Source organism: Mesorhizobium intechi (assembly GCF_002879535.1).
GTDB classification, from domain to species: domain Bacteria; phylum Pseudomonadota; class Alphaproteobacteria; order Rhizobiales; family Rhizobiaceae; genus Mesorhizobium; species Mesorhizobium intechi.
The window spans coordinates 1-7217 of sequence record NZ_PNOT02000211.1; the positions used below are offsets into that span (position 1 = coordinate 1).

The 7217-nt window shown below is 61.8% G+C and carries 8 protein-coding genes; 6 read left to right on the forward strand and 2 right to left on the reverse strand.

The genetic code is table 11. From position 1 onward, the window contains the following. Positions 1-298, reverse strand: a 298-nt coding sequence (locus tag C1D09_RS33825) for a hypothetical protein (protein ID WP_246135788.1), incomplete at its 3' end; no start/stop codon positions are given. Between C1D09_RS33825 and urtA the strand changes: the two genes are divergently transcribed. From urtA to C1D09_RS17850, 6 genes are all read left to right on the forward strand, one after another. Continuing rightward, entirely contained in the window at positions 183-1427 is a 1245-nt protein-coding gene (gene urtA / locus C1D09_RS17825; protein ID WP_246135787.1) for an urea ABC transporter substrate-binding protein, read from the forward strand. The two genes, C1D09_RS33825 and urtA, sit on opposite strands and share 116 nt — an antisense overlap. Before the next feature lie 108 nt (positions 1428-1535). Further along, entirely contained in the window at positions 1536-3149 is a 1614-nt protein-coding gene (urtB, locus tag C1D09_RS17830; RefSeq protein ID WP_143975556.1) for an urea ABC transporter permease subunit UrtB, read from the forward strand. Beyond that, positions 3146-4378, forward strand: a complete 1233-nt coding sequence (gene urtC / locus C1D09_RS17835) for an urea ABC transporter permease subunit UrtC (protein WP_143975557.1) — start codon at positions 3146-3148, stop codon at positions 4376-4378. Before urtB ends, urtC begins: the two co-directional genes overlap by 4 nt. A 5-nt stretch (positions 4379-4383) precedes the next feature. After that, entirely contained in the window at positions 4384-5130 is a 747-nt protein-coding gene (urtD, locus tag C1D09_RS17840; RefSeq protein ID WP_143975558.1) for an urea ABC transporter ATP-binding protein UrtD, read from the forward strand. Between the two features lie 69 nt (positions 5131-5199). Beyond that, complete coding sequence (gene urtE / locus C1D09_RS17845; RefSeq protein ID WP_143975559.1) at positions 5200-5895, forward strand: urea ABC transporter ATP-binding subunit UrtE; 696 nt, start codon at positions 5200-5202, stop codon at positions 5893-5895. Positions 5896-6162: 267 nt separating this feature from the next. After that, positions 6163-6339, forward strand: coding sequence for a hypothetical protein (locus C1D09_RS17850; protein ID WP_143975560.1), 177 nt, complete (start codon positions 6163-6165; stop codon positions 6337-6339). A 49-nt stretch (positions 6340-6388) separates the two neighbouring features. Here C1D09_RS17850 and C1D09_RS17855 read toward each other — a convergent pair. Further along, a partial coding sequence (locus C1D09_RS17855) for a GGDEF domain-containing protein (RefSeq protein WP_143975561.1) occupies positions 6389-7217 on the reverse strand: 829 nt, incomplete at its 5' end.

Genomic DNA, 7217 nt, shown 5'->3' on the forward strand with positions numbered 1-7217 from the left:
TAATAAATGCTTGATAACGTTTATCTATTTGCCGTTTTTCGGCATGACGGATGCGGTTGGCATGGGGGTTGCATTGTAATGTTGCGGTGCAATCAACCAGCTTGGGAGTCTTCCGCATGAGGGGTAATTTCGCGACAATAACAAAAATGTTTTCGGCGAGCGTGGTCGCCGCCGGCCTGTTGATGTCGGCTCCCGCCAGGGCGGCCGACGATACGATCAAGGTCGGGATTCTCCATTCGCTGTCGGGGACCATGGCGATTTCGGAGACGACGCTGAAGGACGCCATGTTGATGCTCATCGACGAGCAGAACGCCAAGGGCGGCCTGCTCGGCAAGAAACTTGAAGCGGTGGTCGTCGATCCGGCTTCCAACTGGCCGCTGTTCGCCGAAAAGGCGCGCGAGCTGATTTCGAAGGACAAGGTCGCGGCGGTATTCGGCTGCTGGACCTCGGTGTCGCGAAAGTCGGTGCTGCCGGTGTTCTCCGAACTCGACAACATCCTGTTCTATCCCGTCCAGTATGAGGGCGAGGAAAGCGAGCGCAACGTGTTCTATACGGGTGCGGCTCCCAACCAGCAGGCCATTCCGGCCGTCGACTATCTGATGAGCAAGGATGGCGGTTCGGTGAAGCGCTGGGTGCTGGAAGGCACCGACTACGTATATCCGCGCACCACCAACAAGATCCTCGAGGCCTATCTGAAATCGAAGGGCGTCGCGGCCGAAGACATCATGACCAACTACACGCCGTTCGGCTTCTCCGACTGGCAGACCGAAGTCTCGGCAATCAAGAAGTTCGGCTCGGCCGGCAAGAAGACCGCCGTCGTCTCGACCGTCAACGGCGACGCCAACGTGCCATTCTACAAGGAACTCGGCAACCAGGGCATCAAGGCCGAGGACATTCCGGTCATGGCCTTCTCGGTCGGCGAGGAAGAGCTTGCCGGTCTCGACACCAAGCCGCTGGTCGGCCATCTCGCCGCCTGGAACTATTTCGAGAGCGTCAACACGCCCGAGAACAAGAAGTTCATCGCTGATTGGCACAAGTTCATCAAGAACAACAAGCGCACCACCAACGACCCGATGGAAGCCCATTATATTGGCTTCAACATGTGGGTGAAGGCAGTCGAGAAGGCCGGAACCACCGATCCCGACAAGGTCATCGACGCCATGATCGGCGTTTCGGTGCCGAACCTGACGGGCGGCTATTCGACGATGATGCCGAACCATCACATCACCAAGCCGGTGCTGATCGGCGAAATCCAGGCCAATGGCCAGTTCGAAACGGTTTCGAAAACACCGGGCCTGGTGATGGGCGACGAATGGTCCGATTACCTGCCTGATTCCAAGGACCTGATCTCCGATTGGCGCAAGCCTCTGTCCTGCGGCAACTTCAACGTTGCCACCGGCAAGTGCGGCGGCAAGGGAACGAACTGATCCTCCCAGGTCTGGACTGTCAGGTCCATGACCAGACCGCAGCGTCCGGACGGTTTCCTGCGCCGTCCGGACGTCCAATTCAAAACTTCACGGGATCTACAGAAGCCGATGACCTTGATCCGCGCGGGCCTGACACTGCTGTTCCTGCTGACGACGCTGTCGTCCTCGGGTGCTGCCGATGCCGACCTGCGTGGCATCATCGCCAAGTTCGCCACGGTAACGGACTTTTCTGAGACGGGAGCCGTCGTCCGCGAATTGACAGCCACGGGGGATCCCGCTGTCGAACGGCCGCTCGCTGCATTGGCTGACGGCAATCTTTACGTTCGCACCGCCGACTCGATGGTTCTTGTCGGCAAGGAAGGCGATGGAAGCGTCCAGCTTTTTGACCCGCTGAGCGGCGAGGCAGTCGGCCAAGCCTCCGAGGAGGACATAACCAAGATCACTGTCAACAACACCTTGCGCCGCACCATCCGCGATGCATTGGGCACGTTGACGCTTGGATCCAAGGATCCGACTGTCCGCGTCGCCGCCGCCGACACCATGTTCAAGACACCGGACACCGCCAATATTGAACCGCTCGACGCAGCGATCGCCAGTGAAAGCGTGGCGAGCGTCAAGGCTTTGCTGGAGCAGGCGCGTGCCGCTTCCATACTGGTTTCAGACAAACCTGATGCAGACAAGCTCGCCGCAATCGCACTGATCGGTGCGCGCGGCGACCGTAATGCGGTTTCGCTGCTCACCTCCGTCGAGGCCAGTGCCTCCGGAGCGGTCAAGGGAGCGGCGACGGCCGCAATCGCGAGCATCAATTCGACGCTCGCCATCTGGGATGCCGGACAGAACATCTGGTATGGCATATCCTTGGGCTCGGTGCTGCTGCTGGCGGCGATCGGGCTCGCCATCACCTTCGGCGTCATGGGCGTCATCAACATGGCGCATGGCGAGATGGTCATGCTTGGCGCCTACACCACCTTCGTCGTCCAGCAGGTGATCCGTACATCGTTTCCCGGCCTGTTCGACTGGTCGCTGGTCATTGCGCTGCCGCTCGCGTTCCTGGTCTCGGCTCTTATTGGCCTGGTCATCGAGCGCGGCGTCATCCGCTTCCTCTACGGACGGCCGCTCGAGACGCTGCTGGCGACCTGGGGCGTGTCGCTGATCCTGCAGCAGGCGGTTCGCTCGATCTTCGGGCCGACCAACCAGGAGGTCGGGAACCCCTCATGGATGTCGGGTTCGTTCGCTATCGGCCAGCTGGCCATCACCTGGAACCGGCTCTGGATCCTGGTCTTCGCACTCGCGGTCTTCGGCGTCCTGCTCTATGTGATGAAGCGCACGCCCTGGGGACTGCAGATGCGCGCGGTCACCGCCAACCGGCGCATGGCCGCCTCGATGGGCATCAGGACGCCATGGGTCGACGCGCTGACCTTCGCGCTCGGGTCCGGCATTGCCGGCATCGCCGGCGTCGCGCTCAGCCAGATCGACAATGTCTCGCCCAATCTTGGCCGCGGCTACATCATCGACAGCTTCATGGTCGTCGTCTTCGGCGGCGTCGGCAATCTCTGGGGCACGCTGGTCGGCGCCTTTTCGCTGGGCATCGTCAACAAGTTCCTGGAGCCTTATGCCGGCGCCGTGCTCGGCAAGATCGTCGTGCTGGTGCTGATCATCCTGTTCATCCAGAAGCGCCCGCGCGGCCTGTTCGCGCTCAAGGGCAGGGCGGTGGAAGCATGATCACGGGTCGCTTCTTCGCCGCCGGCGCTGACCGCCGCATCGCCATCACCATCTTCATCCTGCTCGCCGCGGCCATTATCGTGCCGCTGCTCAACCTTGGGGTGTCGCCGGCCAGCGCCTTCTACGTCCCGGCCTATATCGTGGCGCTGACTGGCAAATATCTCTGCTATGCGCTGCTGGCGCTCGCGCTCGACCTGGTCTGGGGCTATTGCGGCATCCTTTCGCTCGGCCACGGCGCCTTCTTCGCGCTCGGCGGCTATGCGATGGGCATGTATCTGATGCGCCAGATCGGTTCGCGCGGCGTCTATGGCAACCCGATCCTGCCCGATTTCATGGTGTTCCTGAACTACAAGGAATTGCCGTGGTTCTGGCATGGATTCGATCATTTCTGGTTTGCGGCGATCATGGTGCTGGCAGTGCCGGGCCTGCTCGCCTTCGTCTTCGGCTGGTTCGCCTTCCGCAGCCGCGTCACCGGCGTCTATCTATCCATCATCACCCAGGCGATGACCTATGCGCTGCTGCTGGCCTTCTTCCGCAACGATATGGGTTTCGGCGGCAATAACGGCCTGACCGATTTCAAGGACATTCTGGGCTTCAACGTGCAAGCCGACGCAACGCGTTCGGCGCTGTTCGCCGCCAGCGCGGTGATGCTGGCGCTCGCCGTGTTCTTCACCTGGGCGATCGTCGGCTCCAAATACGGCAAGCTCTTGATGGCCGTGCGCGATGCCGAAAGCCGCACGCGCTTCCTCGGCTGGCGGGCGGAGAATGTGAAACTGTTCGCTTTCACCGTCTCGGCGGTCATGGCCGGCATTGCCGGCGCGCTCTATGTGCCGCAAGTCGGAATCATCAATCCCGGTGAGTTCGAACCGTCCAATTCGATCGAGGTGGTGATCTGGGCCGCCGTCGGCGGGCGCGGCACCATTGTCGGTCCGATCATCGGCGCGCTGCTGGTCAATGCCGGCAAATCCTGGTTCACCGGCGTGCTGCCGGAATTGTGGCTGTTTGCGCTCGGCGGCCTGTTCGTCGCAGTCACCTTGCTCTTGCCGAGGGGCATCATCGGCATGTGGGACAGCTGGCGCGGCAATGCGAAGGCATTGCGCGCGGCCTCCGTCGCTGAAGAGGCCGCCAAGGTTGCAGTGCCGTCCGCGATCTCGAAGCGGGCTCGCTCGCCGGCGAGGAATCCAGGCGAATGGTCCTTGTCCGACCCCGAACCGCAGGCGGCGGAGTAGGACCCATGAGCAAATCGAACACCATCCTCTATCTCGACGGCGTCTCGGTGTCCTTCGACGGTTTTCGCGCCATCAACAATCTGTCGCTGGTGCTCGACAAGGGCGAGATGCGAGCCATCATCGGCCCCAACGGCGCGGGCAAGACGACGATGATGGACATCGTCACCGGCAAGACGCGGCCCGACGAAGGGGAAGTGTTCTTCGACGGCCAGGTGGATCTCACCAGGCATGACGAGGCCGAGATCGCCATGATGGGCATCGGCCGCAAATTCCAGAAGCCGACGGTCTTCGAAAGCCACACGATCGAGGACAATCTGATGCTGGCGCTGAAGGGGCCGCGTTCGATCTTCCCGGCGCTGTTCCACCGCCGCTCTGCGGCCGAGGCGCGGCAGATCGAGGACATTCTCGGCATTATCCGGCTGGGCGACAAGCGCCACGAACTGGCCGCCAATCTCAGCCACGGCCAGAAACAGTGGCTGGAGATCGGCATGCTGCTCGCGCAGGATCCGAAGCTGCTTTTGGTCGACGAGCCGGTCGCGGGCATGACCGATGCCGAAACCGAGGAAACGGCGCGGCTGCTCAAGGACATTGCGCGCGACCATTCGGTCATCGTCGTCGAGCACGACATGCATTTCGTGCGCGAACTCGGCGTCAAGGTCACCTGCCTGCACGAAGGCTCGGTGCTGTCGGAAGGCACACTCGATTTCGTCTCGGCGGACGAGCGTGTCGTCGAAGTCTATCTGGGGAGATGACCATGGTCTGGCGGGTGCAGTTTCATCGCTTCGATCTGTCGTTTCTCCGGTTCTGGAGAAGGCGCTGACATGCTCGAAGTTTCCGACGCCACGCTCCACTACGGCGCCGCCCAGGCGCTGCGCGGCGTTTCGCTGAAGGCGGGCGCCGGCAAGATCACTTGCGTGCTCGGCCGCAACGGCGTCGGCAAGACCAGTTTGATGAGATCGATCGTCGGCCACCACCGGCTGACGAGCGGAAGCGTTGCCTTCGAGGGGAAGGCGCTCGACCGGAGCGCGGCGTATGACCGCGCCCGGTCGGGCATCGCATTCGTGCCGCAGGGCAGGGAGATTTTTCCCCTGCTCACGGTGCGCGAAAACCTGGAATCCGGTTTTGCGCCGTTGAAGCGTGCCGACCGCAACGTGCCGGCGCATGTCTTCGAGCTGTTTCCGGTGCTGAAGCAGATGCTTGGCCGCCGCGGCGGCGACCTGTCCGGCGGTCAGCAGCAGCAGCTCGCCATCGGCAGGGCGCTGGTGATGCGGCCGAAGCTGCTGGTGCTGGATGAGCCCACCGAAGGCATCCAGCCGTCGATCATCAAGGACATCGGCCGCGCCATCCGCTATTTGCGTGACCAGGCCGGTATCGCGGTGCTGCTGGTCGAACAATATCTCGACTTCTGCCGTGAGCTCGCCGACGAGGTCAACATCATGGACCGCGGCCAGATCGTCCATACTGGCCCGGCGGAAGATCTAGACCGGGCTGATGTACGAAAGTTTCTTACCGTCTAGAATCGGCTCTGCACTTCAGCTGACGCTCCAAAGTCCTTGGCAAGTCCAATATTTCTTTCATCCGGCGATCCTCATCTCTGGCGCGCCGGATGCGGCATGCTAGTCTTTTATTGGCTTTGTGAGTCGGCCGCTTCCGTATCAGTCTGGTTATCGCAGATCGAGGGCGCGGCGAAGGCCGGCAAGTTCCACGCAAGCCAGGCTTCCTAGCTTCCCTCCTGCGATCTTTGTCGTTCAAACGCGTTTGGGCACACAGGCTAAGGGACAGCCATGGAACGTTTCATCGAGGACTACCAGAAGCGGCGCCTTACCGAACGGGTCGACATCATCGCGGCCATCAACATTTTGAGGTCACAGGGCTGCGAATACGACGACCTGATCGAGGAGATCACCAAGGTGTTCTACGTCGACCTCGATACTTTCAACGAAATCGTGATGGCGGCATAGAGCCGCTTTCGCCCATCCAATAGTCACAGCTCGGCATTGATACGCGCGGTCAGCTCGCGCGCCGGAATGGAGAGCCCGTGACGCGGTTGCGGCCGCCGCGCTTGGCGTCGTAAAGCGCCTTGTCGGCGGCGCTCAGCACCTTGTCGAAACGGAGCCCCTCTTTGCTGCCGAATGCAAAACCGGCACTGACCGTGCATCTCAGGGAGCCGGTTTCGGTCTCTATCTGGCGTGTTGCGAGGGCGGTCCGGATGCGCTCTGCCGTGTCCTCGACCGTTTCCGGCAAGGTGCGTTTCAACACCAGCGCGAATTCCTCGCCGCCCATGCGCGCCGCAACGTCAGTCGGGCGAAGATTGCCGGCGAGCTCGCTCGCAAACACCTTCAGCACCTCGTCTCCGGTCGCGTGGCCGAACTCGTCGTTGATGGCTTTGAAATTGTCGAGATCGAAGACGACCACGGCGGTAAAGGCACCGACGGGGAGATGGCTATGCATGTCGAACAGCGCACGCCGGTTGAGCAGCCCGGTCAAGGGATCGGTGAGAGCGTTGCGGCGGTGATGCCTCGCCAGACGACCCTGGTTGAGCGCAAGTGACAGGGCGCCAATACCCGTCATACTGGCGATGACGACAATGAGGCTCAGTTCCTCGGCCCAGTTGCTTGGCGCATGGCCGAGCACCAGCTTGCCGTCCCATGCCAGGACCGCCGCGCACAGCATGAAGGAAACCGCCGTGGCCGAGTAGAGCGTGGTGATGCCAACCGTCAGGGCAGGGGCCTCGTCGCGGCCGCGCCAGTATTCGAATGCCGTCGCGAACAGGAGCAAGGCGGCGAACAGGTTCTCGAACATGAAGCCAAGGCCATCATAACCCAGAGCCATGGGAGGC

What these genes read in the sequence shown, in the direction of transcription:
- urtA (WP_246135787.1), top strand. Translation starts at nt 183, where the DNA reads ATGTCGGCTCCCGCCAGGGCGGCCGACGATACGATCAAGGTCGGGATT.
- urtB (WP_143975556.1), top strand. Translation starts at nt 1,536, where the DNA reads ATGACCTTGATCCGCGCGGGCCTGACACTGCTGTTCCTGCTGACGACG.
- urtC (WP_143975557.1), top strand. Translation starts at nt 3,146, where the DNA reads ATGATCACGGGTCGCTTCTTCGCCGCCGGCGCTGACCGCCGCATCGCC.
- urtD (WP_143975558.1), top strand. Translation starts at nt 4,384, where the DNA reads ATGAGCAAATCGAACACCATCCTCTATCTCGACGGCGTCTCGGTGTCC.
- urtE (WP_143975559.1), top strand. Translation starts at nt 5,200, where the DNA reads ATGCTCGAAGTTTCCGACGCCACGCTCCACTACGGCGCCGCCCAGGCG.
- C1D09_RS17850 (WP_143975560.1), top strand. Translation starts at nt 6,163, where the DNA reads ATGGAACGTTTCATCGAGGACTACCAGAAGCGGCGCCTTACCGAACGG.